This window comes from Delftia sp. CH05, assembly GCF_009827015.1.
In the GTDB taxonomy this organism is placed as follows: domain Bacteria; phylum Pseudomonadota; class Gammaproteobacteria; order Burkholderiales; family Burkholderiaceae_C; genus Comamonas; species Comamonas tsuruhatensis.
The window spans coordinates 30,128-47,776 of record NZ_WUMG01000016.1 but is presented as its reverse complement, the minus strand read 5'-3'; the positions used below and the strand labels follow the sequence as shown (position 1 = coordinate 47,776).

The following is a 17,649-nucleotide window of genomic DNA, read 5'->3' as shown; positions in this document are numbered from 1 at the left end:
GTGCCAATAGCCGTGGCGCCCGGGTGCCCATCTTCGCCTGCGCTAATCTGCGCGGCATGAATGGATCTTCTGCATGGACCTTGGGTTGGCGCACCCTGTGGCGCGACCTGCGCGCGGGCGAGTTGCGCCTGTTGATCGTCGCCGTGATGCTGGCCGTGGCCGCGCTCAGTTCGGTGGGCTTTTTTGCCGACCGGCTGCAGGCGGGGCTGCAGCGCGATGCGCGCCAGCTGCTGGGCGGCGACGTGGTCGTGGTCGGCGACAACCCCACGGCGCCGGCCTTTGCCGAGCGCGCACGCGCCGAAGGGCTGCAGGCCCTGGAGACATCCAGCTTCCCGACCATGGCGCGCGCCAGCGACGCGCAAGGCGGCATGAGCCGCTTGGTGGCGCTCAAGAGCGTGCCCGAAGGTTATCCGCTGCGCGGCAGCCTGCGCGTGGCCGATGCCCCCGGCGCGGCCGACCGGGCCACGCGCGAGATACCGGCGCGGGGCGAGGCCTGGGTCGATGCGCCGCTGCTGGAGTCGCTGGGCATAGGCGTGGGGGACATGCTGCTGCTGGGCGACGCCCAACTGCGCGTGGCGCGCATCATCTCCATCGAGCCCGACCGGGGCGCAGGCTTCATGAACTTTGCGCCGCGCGTGATGATCACCTCCGCCGACCTTGCCGCCACAGGCCTGGTGCAGCCGGCCAGCCGCATCACCTACCGCCTGGCCGTGGCCGGCGCGGGTGATGGCTCCGAGGCGGCCGTGCAGCGCTACCGCGTCTGGGCCGAGCAGCAGGCCAAGGCGCCCGGCGTGCATGGCGTGCGCGTGGAGTCGCTGGACAGCGGCCGCCCCGAGATGCGCCAGACGCTGGACCGCGCCGAGAAATTCCTGAGCCTGGTCGCCCTGCTGGCGGCGCTGCTGTCGGCCGTGGCCGTGGCCCTGGCTGCGCGCGGCTTTGCCAACAGCCACCTCGACGCCTCGGCCATGCTGCGCGTGCTCGGCCAGAGCCAGCGGCGCATCGCGGGCGCCTACACCGTGGAGTTCGTGCTGGTCGGCCTGGCCTCCAGCGCCGCTGGCGTGCTGCTGGGCTGGGCCATCCACCATGTCTTCGTGCTGCTGCTGGCCGGGCTGGTGGAAACCGCCTTGCCCGCACCGGGCCTGTGGCCTGCCGCCTTTGGCGTGGGCATGGGGCTGACCCTGCTGCTGGCCTTTGGCCTGCCGCCCGTGCTGCAACTGGCGCGCGTGCCGCCGCTGCGCGTCATGCGCCGCGACCTGGGCGCGCTCAAGCCTGCCTCGGTGGTGGTGCTGGCTGTGGGCGTGGCAGGCTTTGCGGCGTTGCTGCTGGCGGCCAGCCGCGACATCAAGCTGGGCCTGATCGCCGTGGGCGGCTTTGCCGTGGCCGTGCTGCTGTTCGCGGCCCTGGGCTGGCTGGCCGTGCAGGTGCTGCGCCGCCTGGTACACGAGAGCACGGCGCCGCGCTGGCTGGTGCTGGCCACGCGCCAGATCGCCGCGCGCCCCGCCTATGCCGTGGTGCAGATCAGCAGCCTGGCCGTGGGGCTGCTGGCGCTCATGCTGCTGGTGCTGCTGCGCACCGACCTCATCGGCAGCTGGCGCCAGGCCACGCCGGCCAATGCGCCCAACCGCTTCGTCATCAACGTGCAGCCCGAGCAGGCCGACGGTTTCCGCGCGGCGCTGGACAAGGCTGGCGTCACCTCCTATGACTGGTTCCCCATGATCCGGGGGCGTCTGGTCACCGTCAACGGCAAGCCGGTCAGCCCCGACGACTTCAGCGAAGACCGTGCCAAGCGCCTGGTGGACCGGGAGTTCAATCTCTCCACCACGGCGCAGGCGCCCGCACACAACCTGATCACGGCGGGCACCTGGACGCCTGGTGCCAAGGGTGAGATCAGCGTGGAGGACGGCATTGCCGAGACCCTGGGCCTCAAGCTCGGCGACACGCTGGGCTTCGACGTGGGCGGCGTGCCCAGCGAGGCGCGCATCACCAGCCTGCGCAAGGTGGACTGGGGATCGATGCGGGCCAACTTCTTCGTGATCTATCCCGTGGACCACCTGGACGACGTGGCCGTCAGCTACCTGGCCGCCTACCGCGCGCCCGACGTGGCGGGCTTCGACAACGCCCTGGTGCGCGAGTTTCCCAACATCACCAACGTGGACCTGAGCACCACGCTGGCCCAGGTGCAGCGCGTGCTGGACCAGGTGATACGCGCGGTGGAATTCCTCTTCGGCTTCACCCTGGCAGCCGGCCTGGTCGTGCTCTTCGCCGCCGTCACCGCCACGCGCGAGGAGCGCGCCCGCGAGTACGCCATCATGCGCGCCGTCGGTGCCCAGGCGCGGCTGCTGGCGCAGGTGCAGCGCGCCGAGCTGGCTGGCGTGGGCCTGCTGGCGGGTTTCCTGGCCAGTTGTGCGGCGGGGGCCGTGGGCTGGGCCCTGGCGCGCTGGGTGTTCGAGTTCAACTGGACCGTGCCCTGGTGGGCTCCGCTGGCGGGGGCCGTTGCCGGGGCCTTGCTGGCCTGGATGGCGGGGTGGTGGGCGTTGCGGGAGGTGTTGAGGAGGCCGGTGATGGATACGTTGAGGCATGTGGCTGAGTAGGTCTTTGGGTTCTGTTTTTTGCCCCTGCCGGGTGGTTGTTTTTCGAGGCCGGGGTTCGGCCCGGCGGCCGACCTACTTTCTTATCGCGCGATAAGAAAGTAGGCAAAGAAGCGCGCCCCGCACTGCCCACGACCCTTCGCTTCGCTGCGGGCGACCTGCGTTGGGCGGGATGCGGGGTGTGCCGCAGAACTCGCTGCGCGCTGGCGCGCTTCGCTCAAACAACTGCGGCAAGTCAGATGACGAAGCAGCCCTGTCCTTCGGCAGGGCTGCCACCCCGCATCCCGCCCAACGCAGGCGTGGACAGAAGGGGGGGAGGCTGGGGAACAGCCAACAGCCAACAGCCAACAGCCGGCGCCATCACTGCGTTCGGCTTCAAACCAGGGGCCGAGCGAAGCGAAGGCCCGGGCAAACTCCCCGTATGTCAGCGCCTGCGGCGTGGTGGTTGCGGGGTTGCAGTCCTGCCGAAGGACAGGACTGCTTCGTGATCTGACTCGCCGTGATGTTTGAACGTAGCGCGCAGCGCGAAGAGAGTTTCACGGCGAACCCCGCAACTGCCACGACGCAGGTTGCCCGCAGCGAAGCGGAGGGTCGCGGACATTCGGGTCGCCTTCTTTGATCTGACCTTTCTTGGCGAATCAAGAAAGGGCAGTCGGCTGCCGGGCCGAAACCCGGCCTCGAAAAACAACCACCCGGCAGGGGCAGAAACGAGCAACAGCAGGGACAAGAACGAGCAACAGCAGGGGACGGCCCCGTTCAAGACTCCTTGAACAGCCTCTCCCCCACAAAATCCACAAACGCCCTCACCTTAGGCGACAACTGCCGACTCGACGCCCACAGCGCCGAAAACTGCCCCGTGTGCGTCAGGTCCTCCGCCAGCACCCGCTGCAGCTCGCCACGCCCCAGTGCATCCCGCGCCAGGAAGTCCGGCATATAGGCCAGCCCCATGCCCGCCACGGCCGCGCCCAGCATGGCTTCCATGTTGTTGCAGACCAGGGCGGAGGGCAGGTGGGGCGGCATGCCGGGCAGCACCCATTCCTCCAGCTTGCCGCTGCTCAGGAAGCGGTAGCGCAGGCAGCTGTGCTGTGCCAGTTCGGCGGGGGATTGCGGTATGCCTCGTGCCGCCAGGTAGGCGGGCGAGCCGGCCAGGATGAAGCGGAACGGCCCCAGCCGGCGCGCGACCAGGCGCGAGTCGGCCAGTTCGCCGCTGCGGATGACCACGTCCAGGCCGGCCTCGACCACGTCCACCAGGTGATCGTTGAAGTCCAGGTCCAGGTCAACCTCCGGGTACAGGGCCTGGAACTCGGGCAGCACGGGCAGCAGGAAGCGGTAGCCGATGGTGGGCAGGCTCACGCGCAGCCGCCCGCGCGGCGCCTCGGCGGCGGCCTGCATGGTGGCGCGCGCATCGTGCAGTTCATCCAGGATGCGGCGGCAGCGCTCATGGAACAGTGCGCCTTCCTGCGTGAGGCGTACCTGGCGCGTGGTGCGCTGGAACAGGCGCAGGCCCAGCTGCTGTTCCAGCCGCGCCACGTTCTTGCCTACGGCCGAGGCCGAGATGCCCAGGGCGCGCCCGGCCTCGGCAAAGCTCAGCAGGTCGGCTGCACGCACAAAGGATTCGAGTCCGCTGAAGCTGTCCATGTCGATTGCCAACCTGGGGTTGGGAGTGTGGGGAGTCTGGCGCCTATTTTCACGGCATTGCAGCGCTTTTATCGTTCATGCATGCCTGGCCATGTGCGGCCGGGAAATTGCGAAAGCCTTGCCAACCATGTCCTCCTGCCTGACTTCTTCCCGCGCACCGGGTGCGCTCCACGGTACAGCGCGACCGCATGCATCCCCGGTCTGGGTGCTGTTGTCGGTGTGCCTTGCAGCGCTGGCGATGCCGCTGAGCTTTACCGGCCCGGCCGTGGCGCTGGCTGCGCTGCGCGAGGCGCTGGGCGGCGGGCCGCTGGCGCTCAACTGGGTGACGAATGCCTTCATGCTGAGCTTTGGCGCCACGCTGATGGCGGCCGGCGCGCTGGCCGATCTGCACGGGCGGCGGCGAGTTTTCCTGACCGGGCTGGGCGTGGTGCTGGCCAGTGCGCTGGCCCAGGCCTGCCTGGGCGGGCAGGGGGCCATTGTCGTGTTTAACCTGCTGCGTGCGCTGCAGGGCCTGGGCGCGGCGGCCGCGCTGGCGGGCGGCACGGCGGCGCTGGCCCAGGTGTTCGATGGAGCGGGGCGCATGCGTGCCTTCAGTGGCGTGGGCACGTCGTTTGGCGTGGGCCTGGCCTTCGGGCCGTTGCTGTCGGGCTGGTTGCTGGGCGTGGCGGGCTGGCGCGGCGTGGTGCTTTGCGTGGCCGCCGTGGCGCTGGCCGCGCTGGTGCTGGGGCTGCGCTGCATGCCGCAGTCGCGCAACCCGAAGGCGCAGCGGCTGGACCGGGCCGGCGCGCTGCTGTTCACCGCAGCCCTGGCGCTGCTGACCTGGGGCGTGCTGCAGGGGCCGGAGGCGGGCTGGTCCAGCGCTGCAACGCTGCTGCCGCTGGCCGGCGCCGCGCTGGCGCTGGCCGCTTTCGTGGCCGTGGAGCGGCGCGTGCAGCAGCGCACGGGGCAGCCCATGCTGGACCTGTCGCTGTTTCGCTATCCGCGTTTCGTGGGCGTGCAGTTGCTGGCGGGTGCGCCGGCCTATGCCTTCGTGGTGCTGCTGGTGCTGCTGCCGGTGCGCTTCATCGGCGTGGAGGGCATGGCGCCGCTGCAGGCGGGGCAGCTGATGTTTGTGCTGTCCCTGCCCATGCTGTTCGTGCCGTTGCTGGCGGGCTGGCTCACGCGCTGGATCTCGGCCGCGCTGCTGTGCCTGGCGGGGTTGCTGGTGTGCGCTGCGGGCCTGCTGTGGCTGGGCGGGTGCGCGCCGGGCACGGCTTTTGTGCAGATGGCGCCCCCGCTGCTGCTGATCGGCCTGGGTATCGGGCTGCCCTGGGGCTTGATGGATGGCCTGGCCGTGAGCGTGGTGCCCAGCGAGCGCGCCGGCATGGCCACGGGCATCTTCAGCACGGTGCGCGTGGCGGGCGAGGGCATTGCGCTGGCGTTGGTGGGCGCGGGCCTGGCGGCGCTGCTGTCATGGCGGCTGTCGGCACTGGCTGCACCACTGGCGCCGCAGGCGCTGGCGGCCACCGGCCCGGCCGCACAGTTGCTGGTGACGGGCGATCTCGCCGGCGCGCTGTCGCTGCTGCCCGGCCTGCCTGCATCGGCCGTGCTGGCCGCGTATGGCCAGGCCTTTTCCACCTTGCTCGATGTGCTGGCCGGCATCACCGTGCTGACGGCGCTGGGCGTGTATGCCTTCTTGCGGGCCGGCACGCACGCAAGCACGGACATGGCACATGCCTGACAATCGCGGGTTTCACTCAGCCGCCAGCCGCTTCCAGTCATGTCCGAGGAATCCCAGAACAACGCGCCCCAGACCCCCTATGAATGGATCGGCGGCGAGCCCAGGGTGCAGGCCCTGGTGGACCGTTTCTACGATCTGATGGACCTGGAGCCCGGCTATGCCGAACTGCGTGCCGCCCACGGCAGCACCCTGGCCGATGCGCGCCAGAAGCTGTTCTGGTTCCTGTGCGGCTGGCTGGGCGGCCCGGACCATTACCAGGAGCGCTTCGGCCATCCGCGCCTGCGCATGCGCCACATGCCGTTTTCCATCGGCATCCTGGAACGCGACCAATGGGTGGCCTGCATGGACCAGGCCATGGGCGAGACCGGCGTGCCCGAGGATTTGCGCGTGCGCCTCAAGGCCAGCTTCATGAACACGGCCGACTGGATGCGGAACCGGTAGCAGGTGGCTGCCCCCGGCGCTGCTGAAAAAAAGGGCCGGCCCCCTGCAGGAGGCCGGCCCAAGCAGCAATCGGTTGGGGTTCAGAGCTTTTCGTCGCGCATGTAGTACCAGTGGTACAGGAACCGCTGCCCCAACCGGCGAAACGGCGCAAACGCGGGCGAGCGCACCATGTTGAAGACGTTCGGATACTCCAGCTCCGAGTTGTAGATGGGCAGCTCGAAGGTCTTGCTCTGGCGGCCTGCGATGCGCTCGGCCATGCGCCGGCCCGCGTGGGCCGAGAAGGAGACGCCGTTGCCGCCATAGCCCACGGCGTAGAAGATGCTCTGGGCCGGATCGGGCTGGAAGACGCGCGGCATCATGTCGTGGCTCACATCGACCCAGCCCCACCAGGAGTAGTCGATGGTGATGCCCTTGAGCGCCGGGAACTTGCGGTGCAGGCCGTCCACCAGCTTGGCCATGTGGATGGGGTTGGGCGCATCGGCACCCGTGACGGCGCTGCGGCTGCCGATCTGCACGCGGTTGTCGGGCAGGCGGCGGTAGTAAAAGCGCAGCGTGCGGGTGTCGGTGATGACCTGGGTGGTCTTGAAGCCCGTGGCCTCCAGCTCCTGCTCGGTCAGCGGTCGCGTGACCAGCGAGTTCGAGAGGATGGGCATGATCTTGGAGCGCAGGCTGCCATGCAGGGCGTTGCTGGTGTAGCCGCCCGTGGCAAAGCCCACGGCGCGCGCCCGCACGGTGCCGCCGGGCGTGCGCAGGTGGTGCACGCCGTTGCGCGTCTCGACGCCCAGCACCGGGCTGGCCGGGTGCACCTTGACGCCCAGCTCCCGCGCCTTGCGCAGGTAGCCGAAGGCCAGCTTGAGCGGGTGCACGCCGATGCCGTCGGGCTCGTGCATGGCGCCGTGGCTGTCGGCGTCGTTCACATAGGCGCGGCGCAGCTCCTCGGGGCTGAGCATGCGGGCGTCGTAGCCGAAGACCTCGCGCATGATCTGGGTCTCGTTGCGCAGGAAGTCGAGTTTCTTTTCGCGGTGGGCGATGTAGAGGTGGCCGCCAGGCTGGGGCTCGCACTCGGGGAATTCGGCCACCAGGTCCTTGAAGGTCTGGAAGCCCTCGCGGATCTCGGCGTCGAGCTTGAGCGCCACGTCCTTGCCCCAGCGTGCGATCCACTGCGAGCGGTACAGGCGCCCGCTGGCGTTCTGGCCCTGGCCGCCATTGCGGCTGGTGCAGCCCCAGGCGGTCTGGTTGGCATCCAGCACCACGGCGCGGATGCCGTGCTCGCGCGCCAGGAACAGCGCCGTGGCCAGGCCCGTGAAGCCCGAGCCGACGATGGCCACGTCCACGTCCATGTCGCCGGTGACCGGGCCGTCATCGTCTGGCGGTCGTCCCGCCGTGCCGACCCAGTAGGTGGGCGCATAGCCCGTGCCGTGGCCCGGGTTGGCAGCCACCAGCGGGTCGTACTGAGGGTCGTAGGGACGCAGGTGGCTGGGGCGGATGTCCTCGGCTTTCATGGCGGATGTCTCCTGGTGCGGCGGCTTGGGATCTGCCGCTTTTTGCTATGGATTCGGTGGAATGGGGCCAGTGCCGGCGAGCCCTGCAAGGCGGTGCACCGACGATGGAATCAGCATAGCCAGCAGGCCATGGAGCCAGTTAGCGCCACAGCCCAGCTTTCGATAGAGCCAGCGGCGGCCGGTGCGCGCGCCTGGACCTAACGATTGATGGCATCTGGTTCTAACGGGTCCGTGTGCCTGCTACCTACCATGGCCCATCGACATTTCGATGACGCGGCGCGGCGGCCCTGCCCGGGCCCGGCGCCGTGGGACCCACCACAGACAAGGAGACAGCATGAGCGCAGACACCAACCCTCCCGACGCACAGTTCCTGGCCCGCTTCGCCGAGGCCTGGAACCGCCACGACATCGAGGCCCTGATGGACTTCATGGCCGATGAATGCGAGTTCCACGCCGTGGCCGGCCCCGACCTCATGGGCCGCAGCTTCATCGGCCGCCAGGCGGTGCGCGAGGGCTTCCAGATGGCCTGGCAGGCCTTTCCCGATGCGGCCTGGCTCGATGGAGACCACTTCGTGCAGGGCGACCGTGGCGTGTCCGAGAGCACCTTCAAGGGCACCAAGGCCGACGGCCTGCGCGTGGAAGCGCGCATGGTGGATGTCTTCACCTTCAAGGACGGAAAGATCGCCGTGAAGAACGCCTTCCGCAAGGACCGCCCGCCGGTGGCGGCCGCCTGACGGCGCGGGGCCTTGCGGCCCCGTGCCACCGGGAACACCGGATACGCCACGGCAAGGCGCGCACCTGCGCAGCCACCACAACAGAGCATCAGCCGTGGCGCCTGAATAAAACAGGAGACAAGACATGATCGGAAATCAGCACGCCTCTTCACCGGGGCTTTCGCACGGGCTCAAGGAACGCCACATGACCATGATCGCCCTCGGTGGCGTCATCGGCGCCGGGCTGTTCGTGGGCAGCGGCGTCGTCATCAAGTCGGCCGGGCCGGCCGCGATTCTTTCCTTCCTCATCACGGGCCTGCTCGTGGTCCTGGTCATGCGCATGCTGGGCGAGCTGGCCTGCTCCATGCCCGGGGGAGGCTCGTTCTACGAGTTTGCGCGAGAGGCCTGGCGCGACCGCCCCGGCGTGGGCCGGCTGGCAGGCTTTCTGACGGGCTGGATGTACTGGTACTTCTGGGTCATCGTCGTGGCGCTGGAGGCCGTGGCCGGAGCCGACCTGGTGCGCTACTGGCTGCCCGATGTGCCCAACTGGAGCATCAGCCTGGTGCTGCTGGTGATGCTGACGCTGACCAACCTGGTGTCGGTCAAGTCCTTTGGCGAGTTCGAGTTCTGGTTCGCCTCCATCAAGGTGGCGGCCATCGTGGTCTTCCTGTTCGTGGCCGGCGTCTACGTGCTGGGCCTGACGCCCGCCTCGCAGGGCATGCACTTCGGCAACCTCACCGGCAACGGCGGCTTCATGCCCAACGGCATCGTGCCCGTGCTGACCGGGGCGGTGGCGGCCACGGGCTTTTACTTCGGCGCCGAGATCGTGACCATTGCCGCCGCCGAGACGGCCGAGCCCCAGAAGGCCGTGGCCAAGGCGACCAACTCGGTGATCACGCGCGTGCTGGTGTTCTATGTGGGCTCCATCTTCCTGGTGGCCTGCCTGGTGCCCTGGAATGCGGGCGGCATTGCCACGCCGTATGTCAGCGCGCTCAACACCATGGGCGTGCCGGCCGCCGCGCAGATCATGAATGCCATCGTGCTGACGGCCGTGCTGTCGGCGCTCAACTCGGGGCTGTATGCGTCATCTCGCATGCTGTTCGCGCTGACGCGGCGCGGCGACGCGCCCCAGGCGCTGGCCAAGGTCAGCCGCAATGGCGTGCCCACGCGGGCCATCCTGGTGGCCACGCTGTTCGGCTACGGCGCCGTGGTGATGTCCTATGTGTCGCCCGACAAGGTGTTTGCCTTCCTGGTCAACTCCTACGGCACGGTGGCGATCTTCGTCTACATCCTGATCGCCATCTCGCAGCTGCGCCTGCGCGCCCGGCTGGAGCGCGAGGCGCCCCACCAGCTCAAGGTGCGCATGTGGTGCTATCCGTACCTGACCTGGTTCGCCATCTTCGGCATGCTGTCCATCGTCATCGCCATGGCCTTCATCCCCGAGCAGCGCACGCCGCTGGCGCTGGGCGTGGCCAGCCTGTGCATTTTGCTGCTGGCCTACGCCGTGCGGCAGTTCCTGCAGCGCGGCGTGGCGCCCGTGGTGACATCGCTGTCCGAGGCTGCGCGGCCCGAGCCGCAGAAGTATTGACCCAGGGGCGACGGGACCGGCAGGGCCGGTCCCGGCCATTCCTGGCGTTACTTCTCGGGCTGCTCCTCACGGATCGCATCGGCCAGGGCCTTCACGCCCTGGCCGATGTCGTTGGCGGGTATGGATTGGTAGCCCATGCGCATGTAGCTGCCGGGCGTGCCCGGGCGGGCGAAGAACACATCGCCGGGCTCGATGAGCACGCCGTGCGCGGCGGCACGCTGCGCCAGGGCATCGACGGGAATGTGGTCGGGCAGTTGCACCCAGCACGAGCCGCCGCCGCGCACGGGCGTGATGCGGCAGCCGGGCGCATGCTCGGCCATGGCGGCCGTGAGGGCTGCGTGCCGCTCCTTCTGCGCCTGGGCCAGGCGCCGCTGCTGGGCCTCGTAGTGGCCCAGGGAGATGAACATGGCCAGCGTGCGCTGCACGAAGGTGGCGGGGTGGCGGATCATGAGCCGGCGCAGTGCGCGCAGCTCGCGGATCAGCTCGGGCGCCGCCACGATGTAGCCCACGCGCAGGCCCGGCGCCAGGCTCTTGGACAGGCTGCCCACGTAGATCACGCGGTTGCTGCGGTCCAGGCTCTTGAGTGCCGGGATGGGCTGGCCGTCGAAGCTGCTCTCGCTCTCGTAGTCGTCCTCGATGAGGATGATGTCGTGCGCCTCGGCCATCTCCAGCAGCGCCTCGCGCCGGGCCAGCGGCATGGTCACGCCCGTGGGGCACTGGTGGCTGGGCGTCACGTAGAGGTAGTCCAGCTGGCGCAGCAGCGGCGTGACCGGCAGGCCCTGGCCGTCCACCGGCAGCGGGATGACCTGTGAAGTGCGGCTGCTGAAGATGTTGCGCGCGTCGGGGTAGCCGGGCTCCTCGATGCCCACGGCCGTGCCCTCGCGCATCAGCAGGTCGGCCACCATGTAGAGGGCGTGCTGCGCACCCACGGTAATGATCAGCTCGTCGGCCGAGGCCCAGACGCCGCGCCTGGGCAGGATCTTGGTCTGCACCTGCTGGATCAGCATCTCGTCGTCGCGCGCGATCTGGTCGGGCGCCCACTGGCGTATGTCCAGCACGCCCAGGGCCTTGAGGCAGCATTCGCGCCAGGCGGCCGTGGGAAACAGCTCCTTGTCGAACTGGCCATACAGAAAGGGATAGGGGTAGCGCTGCCAGTCCTCTTCCTTGACGATGCTGCGCTGCTGGCTGGGCAGCAGCCACAGGCGCCGCGACCAGTCGGTGCGGCGGCCTTCGCCAGGGGGGCTGCTGGCCGCAGCGCCGCCCGGCGTGCGCCCCTTGAGTACGTCGGGATGGATGAAGTGGCCCTTGCGCTGGCGGCTCAGCAAAAAGGCTTCCTCGGCCAGCTGCTGGTAGGCCAGCACCACGGTGATGCGTGCCACGCCCAGGTGGCGCGCCAGCTCGCGGCTGGAGGGAATGGATTCGCCGGGTGCGAGGATGCCCGAGAGGATGGCATCGACCAGCATCTCGCGGATCTGGCCCTGCAGGCTCAGGGCAGGGCGGGCGCTGCGGCGAAACAGCTGCCCCCACATGGCGCCCTCGGGCGGTTGCGGCTGCGTGGCCGCGCGGTTGTCTGTCATGTCTTGTCGTTCCCGCCGCTGCAGCGGGCCGCTCGCTGTGTTTGTCTCCCGCGCAGGTGCAGGGCAGGGCCTGCATCCGCGACCGGCCAATATAGGCCAGCGCGGTGCGCCACGGGGCCAGGAGTTTGCGATGGTTGCAATTTTTGCGGAGAGGCCGGAAATTGATATACAATCGTTGTCTTGGCGGCTGTAGCTCAGCTGGATAGAGTACTTGGCTACGAACCAAGGGGTCGTGGGTTCGATTCCTGCCAGCCGCACCAAAACGACAAGCCTCAGAACTGCAAAGTTCTGAGGCTTTTTCGTTTCAGGCGCCCGCACGGTGGTCGTGGCCATGGTTCAGGCGCTGGTCAACGGTTATTTTTCGATATTTTCATGGTTTTCCGTAGGCGTTCAAAAAGCACGCTATAATTCGAAGATTGGCGGCTGTAGCTCAGCTGGATAGAGTACTTGGCTACGAACCAAGGGGTCGTGGGTTCGATTCCTGCCAGCCGCACCAAAACGACAAGCCTCAGAACTGCAAAGTTCTGAGGCTTTTTCGTTTGTGCTCAGTTGGTGTCGAGGTTTGTGCGGCGTCTTCGCCTGCTGCGGTGATCTGTGTGAAGATCGGCTCCCTATGAGCAAGGCTTTCACCAAGGAATCCGACGGCGACGACGATGATGAAGTCGGCCTGCCGCCCTTGCCGCCGGGCGGCAAGAACTACATCACGCCCCAGGGCTTCGAGCGGCTGAAGACGGAGCTGCTGGACCTGATCGACAACGAGCGCCCGCGCATCGTGGAGATCGTGCACTGGGCGGCCAGCAATGGCGACCGCTCCGAGAACGGCGACTATCTCTACGGCAAGAAGCGCCTGCGCGAGATCGACCGGCGCATCCGCTTTCTGACCAAGCGGCTGGAGATCGCCGAGGTGGTCGATCCCTCCGTGCATGCCGGCAGCGAGCAGATCTACTTCGGCGCCACCGTCACCTATGTCGATGACGAGGGCGAGGAGCGCACCATCACCATCATGGGCATCGACGAGGCCGACAGCGCACGCCAGCAGGTCAGCTGGATCGCACCCGTCTCGCGCGCCCTGCTCAAGGCCCGTGTGGGCGACGAGGTGGCCCTGCCCACACCCGCAGGTGTGCGCACGCTGGAAGTGCTGGAAGTCACCTACCCGGAGCCGGGCAGCGCCGCCGGGTGAGCGTTCAGGGCTGCAGTTTCTGCAGCAGCTCCAGCGTGGGATAGCCATCGGCCACCAGGCCCTGGCTTTGCTGGAACTGGCGCAGGCCCGCGCGCGTGGCAGGTCCCATCACGCCATCGGCCGTGCCGGCCGAAAATCCCCGTTCGTTGAGCGCGGCCTGCAAGGCGCGCAACTGCTCGCGCGACAGCGGGGCCAGATCGCGTGGCCAGGCCGCCTGCACGCCCGGGCCGCCGGCCAGCTGCTGCGACAGCAGGCCCACGCCCAGCGCGTAATTCACGGAGTTGTTGTAGCGCAGGATGGTGCGGAAGTTGGCGCCCACCATGAAGGCCGGGCCACGCGCGCCGGCCGGTGCGATCACGCTGGCATTGGCCATGGCGGGCAGGGCGGAGCCGTCCACGGCCTGCACGCCCTCGGCCGCCCATTGCGCGCTGTCCTGGCGCACGCTGGTCTCGGCGCGTGCATGGTCAAAGCCTGCCGGCAGGCGCACTTCGACGGCCCAGGGCTCGCCCGTCTTCCAGCCCGAATGGGCCAGGTAGTTCGCCGTGGAGGCCGTCACATCGGGCAGGCTGCCCCAGATGTCGCGGCGGCCATCGCCATCGGCATCCACCGCATAGGCCAGGAAGACCGAGGGCAGGAACTGCGTATGGCCCATGGCGCCGGCCCAGGAGCCGATCATGTGGGCCGCGTCGATGTCGCCGTTGTCGATGATGCGCAGGGCGGCCAGCAACTCCTTCTGAGCCCAGGCCGCGCGCCGGCCGTCGAAGGCCAGGGTGGCCAGCGCATCGACGGTGGGGAAGTTGCCGAAGTTGCTGCCGTAATTGCTTTCCATGCCCCAGATGGCGGCGATCACCTCGGCCGGCACGCCATGGCGCTGGCTGGCCGCCTGCAGCGGTGCAGCCGCTTCGCGCAGCTTGGCACGGCCCTGGGCAATGCGCTGGGCCGAGACGGCGCTGTCCAGGTACTGCCAGGGCGTGCGCGTGAACTCGGGCTGCGAGCGGTCCAGCTGCACCGCGCGCCGCTGCAGCCGGGCCGGCTCCAGCGCGCTGCTCACGGTCTTGGCGGAGATGCCGGCCTCCAGCGCCTTGCGCGCAAAGTCCCGCTTCCAGGCCTCGAAGCTGGCGGCCTCGGCCTGCTGGGGCGCCTCTTGCGCACCGCTTGCCTCGACAGCAGGCGCTGCGGCCGGGCCGGCCTGTGCCGCTGCGGCAGGGGCGGCAGGGGCGGCCGCAGCCGTGGAGTTTGCCGCAGCGGAAGCTGGCGCTGGCACCGGCGTGGGCGCAGGTCGGGAGGCGCAGCCGGCCAGCAGAGCGGCAGTCAGGGCGGTGGCCAGTCCGGCGCGGGTCAGCCTGTGGGGGCCGTTGGCGTTGCTGGGGACGGGGGCGGTGGCATGTGCGTGGGGCATGCAGCCATTGTCTCCGCTGCGCCCTGGCGCTGAATGCAACACGGTGTTTCCGCACCAAGCCATCCATGGATCGCTATGCTGTGCTCCCATGACTGCTGCACCATCGCCCTCCCTTTCCCCGCCTGTGCAGGATGCCGCGCAGGCGCTGCGTGCCCTGCTGCGCCCTGGCCAGCGCTGGCTGGTGCTGACGGGCGCAGGTTGCAGCACAGGCTCGGGCATTCCGGACTACCGCGATGCGGCGGGGCAGTGGAAGCGGCCCCAGCCCGTGACGCTGCAGGCCTTCATGGGCAGCCATGCCACGCGCCAGCGCTATTGGGCGCGCAGCCTGCTGGGCTGGCCCGTGATGGCACAGGCCCGGCCCGGCCCGGCCCATGAGGCGCTGGCGCTGCTGCAGCAGCGCGGATGGATGGCCGGCCTGGTCACCCAGAACGTGGATGGCCTGCATACGGCGGCAGGCAGCGAGGGTGTCATCGACCTGCACGGCCGCATTGCCGCCGTGCGCTGCATGGGTTGTGGCGCCGGCATGGAGCGCGCCTCGCTGCAGGCCATGCTGCTGCAGCGCAACCCCGGCTGGGCCGGCCTGAGCGCCCAGGCCGCGCCCGATGGCGATGCCGACCTGGAGGGGCGCGACTTCAGCCGCTTCGACGTGCCGGCCTGCCCGCACTGCGGTGGCGTGCTCAAGCCCGATGTGGTGTTCTACGGCGAGGGCGTGCCGCGCGAGCGAGTGGCGGCGGTGCGGGCCGCGCTCGGGCATGCGCAGGGCCTGCTGGTCGTGGGCTCGTCGCTGATGGTGTATTCGGGCCTGCGCTTCGTGCACGAGGCCGTGGCCCAGGGCAAGCCGGTGGTGGCGGTCAACCAGGGCCGCATGCGGGCCGAAGATCTGCTGGCCTGCAAGTTCGAACACGACTGCGGCCAGCTGCTTCAGCAACTGGTGCAGGGCCTGTAGAGACGAGATCGGCCCGCAGGGCCGGGGTCAGGGAATGACGCGCGATGCGCGCACCACCGAATGCACGCGGCGCAGGTTGCGCAGCGCGGACTCCACCTGCTGGTTGTCGTGCACCGAGATCACGAAGCACAGGTCCGTGGTGCTCATGGCGGCCTCGTCGGCCATGTCCACGCGCAGGATGTCCACTTCGGCGCCGGCCAGCTCGGCTGCCACGCGGGCGAGCACGCCCTTGCCGTTGTTGACGGTGACGACGATGCGGGCCTCGAAAAGGCGCGCGGCATCGATGTCATCTGCCCATTCCACGACGATGAAGCGGTCGCTGTCCTTTTCCTGCAGGCGCTGTGCGATCTTGCATTGCGCGTGGTGCACGATCAGGCCTTCGCCGCTGCCCAGATAGCCCACGATGGCGTCGCCCGGCACGGGCCGGCAGCACTGCGCGTAGTGGATGGAGCCCTGGTTGGAGCCGTCCAGCAGCACGGCGCCCTGGAAGGGCCGGTTGCTGGCATTGAAGCGTTCGCGCGTGAGCAGCAGGGCGTCGGGCCGGTGGCCGTGGCGCGCCATCAGCGCCGTCAGGCGCGAGGCCACCAGCGATGCAATGCGCCGGCCCATGCCGATGTCCACCATCAGGTCGGCGCGGCTGCGGCTGCCTGCCATGCGCAGCACTTCGTCCCACAGCGCCTGGTTGGCTTCATCGGCCGGCGGCACGGCGTCCATGCCTTCGGCGCGCATGGCCTGGGCCAGCAGGTTCTCGCCCAGGCGTGCCGATTCGCTTTGCGCGGCCGACTTCAGGTAATGGCGGATCTTGGAGCGCGCGCGGCCGGTCTTGACGAAGCCCAGCCAGGCCGGGTTGGGCGTGGCGTCTTCGGAGGTGACGATCTGCACCACGTCGCCGCTCTTGAGTTCGGTGCGCAGCGGCACTTCCTCGTTGTTGATGCGCGCGGCGGTCATGTGGTTGCCGACCTTGCTGTGGATCGCATAGGCGAAGTCCACCACGGTGGCGCCGCGCGGCATGGCCATGATCTCGCTCTTGGGCGTGAACACGTAGACGGCGTCGGGGAACAGGTCCACCTTGACGTGGTCCCAGAACTCGGCGGCATCGCGCGTCTCGTTCTGGATGTCCAGCAGCGATTGGAGCCACTGCGTGCCCAGCTGCTCGGAATCGTGGCCGGGCTGGGCCTTGTAGAGCCAATGGGCGGCCACGCCGGCCTCGGCGACGATGTGCATTTCCTCGGTGCGGATCTGGAACTCGATGTTCACGCCCGAGGGACCCACCAGCGTGGTGTGCAGCGACTGGTAGCCATTGTTCTTGGCAATGGCGATGTAGTCCTTGAAGCGGCCCGGCATGGGCTTGTACATCTGGTGCAGCACGCCCAGCGCCGTGTAGCAATCGATCACACGCGGCAAGATGATGCGAAAGCCGTAGATGTCCGTCACCTTGGCAAAGCTCAGCTGGTTCTTCTCCATGCGCAGATAGAGCGAATACAGCGTGCTTTCGCGGCCGGCAAGGCGGGCCTGCAGCCCCGCGCCGGCGAACTCGGCATTGACCTCGTCCTGCACGCGCTGGACCAGGTCGCGGCGTCGCTTGCGCGAGCGGGCGATGGCTTTTTCCAGCGTGGCGTAGCGCCAGGGATGCAGGTGGCGGAAGGCCAGGTCCTGCAGCTCGCGGTAGGTCTGGTTCAGCCCCAGGCGGTGGGCGATGGGTGCGTAGATCTCCAGCGTTTCCGAGGAGATGCGGCCCCACTTGCTGCGCGGCATGTCGCCCATGGTGCGCATGTTGTGGGTGCGGTCGGCCAGCTTGATCAGGATCACGCGCACATCGCGCGCCATGGCCAGCAGCATCTTGCGGAAGGATTCCGCCTGGTTCTCTTCGCGCGTGTTGAACTGCAGCTTGTCCAGCTTCGTGAGGCCGTCGACCAGCTCGGCCACGTCCTGGCCGAAGCGCTGGGCGAGATCGGCCTTGGTGACGCCGCAGTCTTCCATCGCATCGTGCAGCAGCGCGGCCATCAGGGCCGGGGCGTCGAGCTTCCAGCTCGCGCACAGCGCCGTGACCGCGATGGGATGGGTGATATAGGGTTCGCCGCTGCTGCGCCACTGGTCGCTGTGGGCCTGGTCGGCGAAGGCATAGGCTTCGCGCACCTGCTCGATGCTGGTGGCATCCAGGTATCCCAGGTGCTCCATCAGTCCGGCAAAGGCATTGGCCGACACGGCGGTTGCCTGCTCTGCAGACATGCGCTCGGGCCGGGGTGGCGGTACGGGATCAGAGGGGGCTGTGAACGAAGTCAAGGCCGCTTTCATGACTTAAATGTAGCGTGCATGCTGGTTTGTGCAGGCTTCATGTAAAAAAAGCACCGCTGTGCG

12 protein-coding genes and 2 tRNA genes are annotated in these 17,649 nt (G+C 68.7%); 9 read left to right on the top strand and 5 right to left on the bottom strand.

Going from position 1 to position 17,649, the window contains the following annotated elements; genetic code table 11:
- Positions 1–56: 56 nt before the first annotated feature.
- Positions 57–2,591, top strand: a complete 2,535-nt coding sequence (locus tag GRX31_RS14810) for an ABC transporter permease (protein WP_160853325.1) — start codon at positions 57–59, stop codon at positions 2,589–2,591.
- Positions 2,592–3,344: 753 nt separating this feature from the next.
- Here GRX31_RS14810 and GRX31_RS14805 read toward each other — a convergent pair.
- Positions 3,345–4,226 carry a LysR family transcriptional regulator gene (locus tag GRX31_RS14805; protein ID WP_160853323.1) on the bottom strand — a complete coding sequence of 294 codons (882 nt, stop codon included), beginning with the start codon at positions 4,224–4,226 and terminating at the stop codon, positions 3,345–3,347.
- Between the two features lie 205 nt (positions 4,227–4,431).
- On the opposite strand from GRX31_RS14805, the gene GRX31_RS14800 reads away from it, so the two are divergent.
- Entirely contained in the window at positions 4,432–5,946 is a 1,515-nt protein-coding gene (locus GRX31_RS14800) for an MFS transporter (protein ID WP_160853363.1), read from the top strand.
- Positions 5,947–5,985: 39 nt separating this feature from the next.
- Entirely contained in the window at positions 5,986–6,387 is a 402-nt protein-coding gene (locus GRX31_RS14795) for a group II truncated hemoglobin (RefSeq protein WP_034367729.1), read from the top strand.
- 80 nt (positions 6,388–6,467) lie between these two features.
- On the opposite strand, the gene GRX31_RS14790 is transcribed toward GRX31_RS14795, so the two are convergent.
- Positions 6,468–7,889 carry an NAD(P)/FAD-dependent oxidoreductase gene (locus GRX31_RS14790; protein ID WP_160853321.1) on the bottom strand — a complete coding sequence of 474 codons (1,422 nt, stop codon included), beginning with the start codon at positions 7,887–7,889 and terminating at the stop codon, positions 6,468–6,470.
- Between the two features lie 334 nt (positions 7,890–8,223).
- On the opposite strand from GRX31_RS14790, the gene GRX31_RS14785 reads away from it, so the two are divergent.
- Both GRX31_RS14785 and GRX31_RS14780 read left to right on the top strand, forming a co-directional pair.
- Positions 8,224–8,622 (top strand): nuclear transport factor 2 family protein, encoded by a 399-nt coding sequence (locus tag GRX31_RS14785; RefSeq protein ID WP_016450755.1) that lies wholly within the window; start codon positions 8,224–8,226, stop codon positions 8,620–8,622.
- Positions 8,623–8,746: 124 nt separating this feature from the next.
- On the top strand, positions 8,747–10,189 hold the full coding sequence (locus GRX31_RS14780) for an amino acid permease (RefSeq protein ID WP_016450754.1): 1,443 nt from the start codon (positions 8,747–8,749) through the stop codon (positions 10,187–10,189).
- Between the two features lie 47 nt (positions 10,190–10,236).
- On the opposite strand, the gene pdxR is transcribed toward GRX31_RS14780, so the two are convergent.
- Complete coding sequence (pdxR, locus tag GRX31_RS14775) at positions 10,237–11,766, bottom strand: MocR-like pyridoxine biosynthesis transcription factor PdxR (RefSeq protein WP_160853319.1); 1,530 nt, start codon at positions 11,764–11,766, stop codon at positions 10,237–10,239.
- A 183-nt stretch (positions 11,767–11,949) separates the two neighbouring features.
- On the opposite strand from pdxR, the gene GRX31_RS14770 reads away from it, so the two are divergent.
- The 3 genes from GRX31_RS14770 to greB all read left to right on the top strand — a co-directional run bounded on the left by GRX31_RS14770 (position 11,950) and on the right by greB (position 12,946).
- Positions 11,950–12,026 (top strand) — tRNA-Arg (locus GRX31_RS14770).
- Positions 12,027–12,185: 159 nt separating this feature from the next.
- Positions 12,186–12,262, top strand: a tRNA-Arg gene (locus tag GRX31_RS14765).
- A 117-nt stretch (positions 12,263–12,379) separates the two neighbouring features.
- Positions 12,380–12,946: a transcription elongation factor GreB gene (greB, locus tag GRX31_RS14760; RefSeq protein ID WP_012203948.1), complete on the top strand. Its 567-nt coding sequence runs from the start codon at positions 12,380–12,382 to the stop codon at positions 12,944–12,946.
- A gap of 4 nt (positions 12,947–12,950) precedes the next feature.
- On the opposite strand, the gene GRX31_RS14755 is transcribed toward greB, so the two are convergent.
- The gene (locus GRX31_RS14755) at positions 12,951–14,345 is read right to left on the bottom strand and encodes a lytic murein transglycosylase (protein WP_160853317.1); all 1,395 of its coding nucleotides are present in this window, start codon (positions 14,343–14,345) and stop codon (positions 12,951–12,953) included.
- A gap of 88 nt (positions 14,346–14,433) precedes the next feature.
- Between GRX31_RS14755 and GRX31_RS14750 the strand changes: the two genes are divergently transcribed.
- Entirely contained in the window at positions 14,434–15,291 is an 858-nt protein-coding gene (locus tag GRX31_RS14750) for an NAD-dependent protein deacetylase (protein WP_052151735.1), read from the top strand.
- A 27-nt stretch (positions 15,292–15,318) separates the two neighbouring features.
- Here GRX31_RS14750 and GRX31_RS14745 read toward each other — a convergent pair whose 3' ends face one another.
- Positions 15,319–17,586, bottom strand: a complete 2,268-nt coding sequence (locus GRX31_RS14745) for a RelA/SpoT family protein (protein ID WP_016450309.1) — start codon at positions 17,584–17,586, stop codon at positions 15,319–15,321.
- Between the last annotated feature and the right edge of the window lie 63 nt (positions 17,587–17,649).

Excerpts from the sequence above, each read along its gene's own strand:
- GRX31_RS14745 (WP_016450309.1), bottom strand. The coding sequence starts at position 17,586 with ATGAAAGCGGCCTTGACTTCGTTCACAGCCCCCTCTGATCCCGTACCG.
- GRX31_RS14785 (WP_016450755.1), top strand. The coding sequence starts at position 8,224 with ATGAGCGCAGACACCAACCCTCCCGACGCACAGTTCCTGGCCCGCTTC.
- GRX31_RS14810 (WP_160853325.1), top strand. The coding sequence starts at position 57 with ATGAATGGATCTTCTGCATGGACCTTGGGTTGGCGCACCCTGTGGCGC.
- GRX31_RS14795 (WP_034367729.1), top strand. The coding sequence starts at position 5,986 with ATGTCCGAGGAATCCCAGAACAACGCGCCCCAGACCCCCTATGAATGG.
- GRX31_RS14790 (WP_160853321.1), bottom strand. The coding sequence starts at position 7,889 with ATGAAAGCCGAGGACATCCGCCCCAGCCACCTGCGTCCCTACGACCCT.
- GRX31_RS14750 (WP_052151735.1), top strand. The coding sequence starts at position 14,434 with ATGACTGCTGCACCATCGCCCTCCCTTTCCCCGCCTGTGCAGGATGCC.
- GRX31_RS14780 (WP_016450754.1), top strand. The coding sequence starts at position 8,747 with ATGATCGGAAATCAGCACGCCTCTTCACCGGGGCTTTCGCACGGGCTC.
- greB (WP_012203948.1), top strand. The coding sequence starts at position 12,380 with ATGAGCAAGGCTTTCACCAAGGAATCCGACGGCGACGACGATGATGAA.
- pdxR (WP_160853319.1), bottom strand. The coding sequence starts at position 11,766 with ATGACAGACAACCGCGCGGCCACGCAGCCGCAACCGCCCGAGGGCGCC.
- GRX31_RS14755 (WP_160853317.1), bottom strand. The coding sequence starts at position 14,345 with ATGCCCCACGCACATGCCACCGCCCCCGTCCCCAGCAACGCCAACGGC.
- GRX31_RS14805 (WP_160853323.1), bottom strand. The coding sequence starts at position 4,226 with ATGGACAGCTTCAGCGGACTCGAATCCTTTGTGCGTGCAGCCGACCTG.